The organism is Pseudomonas sp. NFACC45, assembly GCF_900113505.1.
In the GTDB taxonomy this organism is placed as follows: Bacteria; Pseudomonadota; Gammaproteobacteria; order Pseudomonadales; family Pseudomonadaceae; genus Aquipseudomonas; species Aquipseudomonas tehranensis.
In genome coordinates, this window is the sequence record NZ_FOPO01000030.1 from 1 (window position 1) to 1,136 (window position 1,136).

General features: G+C 60.0%; 1 protein-coding gene. It reads left to right on the forward strand.

Annotation, left to right across the window (positions count from 1 at the left end; genetic code table 11):
• The coding region (locus tag BM132_RS27670) for an immunoglobulin-like domain-containing protein (RefSeq protein ID WP_177218227.1) at positions 1–1,136 on the forward strand (1,136 nt) is incomplete at both ends.

The following is a 1,136-nucleotide window of genomic DNA, read 5'->3' on the forward strand; positions in this document are numbered from 1 at the left end:
CCGGTGACCGTGACCTTGAGCAATGGCTCGGTCATCACCATCGCCGCTGGCCAGACCACCGGCACCGTCAACGTCGACACCCCGGCCAACGACGTCTACAACAACGGCAGTACCGTCAGCACCACCATTACCGGCGCCACGGGTGGCAACTTTGAAAACCTGGTGCCGAGCACCACGCCTGCTGTGACGACGATTACCGATTCGGTGGACAGCACCGGTTTGAGCCTGTCAGCGTCCACTCAAGTGGCCGAAGGCGGTTCGATTGTATACACCGCGACATTGACCAATGCCGCCGGTACTCCGGTCACCGTGACCCTGAGCAACGGCGCGGTGATCAACATCGCTGCCGGCGCCACCACCGGCACCGTGACCGTCGATGCGCCAACTGACGACGTCTACAAAGACGCCGGCAAAGTTGAAGTCAGCATCGACAACGCCACCGGCGGTAACTTCGAGAACCTCGTCCCGAGCACCACTCCGGCAGTGACTGATGTCACCGACACCATCGACACGTCGACTGTCAGCCTCACCGCAACGTCCTCCGTGGCTGAAGGCGGCACCGTTGTTTACACCGCTTCGGTCAATGCACCAGTGACCGGAGCTCCGTTGGTCGTAACGTTGAGCAACGGCCAAAGCATCACCATCCCGGTCGGCTCCAGCAGCGGTTCGGTGAACTTCGTTACCCAGAACGACGCCCTTGCTGGCGGCGATTCGCTGAGCGTCAAGATCGACGACGCCCAAGGCGGCAACTACGAAAAACTGGACATCGACGCCACTCCGGCAGACACTACCGTTACGGATACCCAAGACACTACCGGTCTCACTTTGAGTGCGACCGACACCGTTTCCGAAGGCGGTTCCATCGTTTACACCGCAACATTGACCAACGCAGCCGGCACTCCAGTCACCGTCACATTGAGCAACGGCGCGGTGATCAACATCGCTGCTGGGCAAACCACCGGCACTGTGACCGTCGATGCGCCAAAAGACGACGTCTACAAAGACGCCGGCAAAGTCGAAGTCAGCATTGATACCGCCACCGGCGGTAACTTCGAGAATTTGGTGCCAAGCACCACGCCAGCGGTGACTGATGTCACCGATACCATCGATACATCGACCGTCAGCCTGACCGCAAC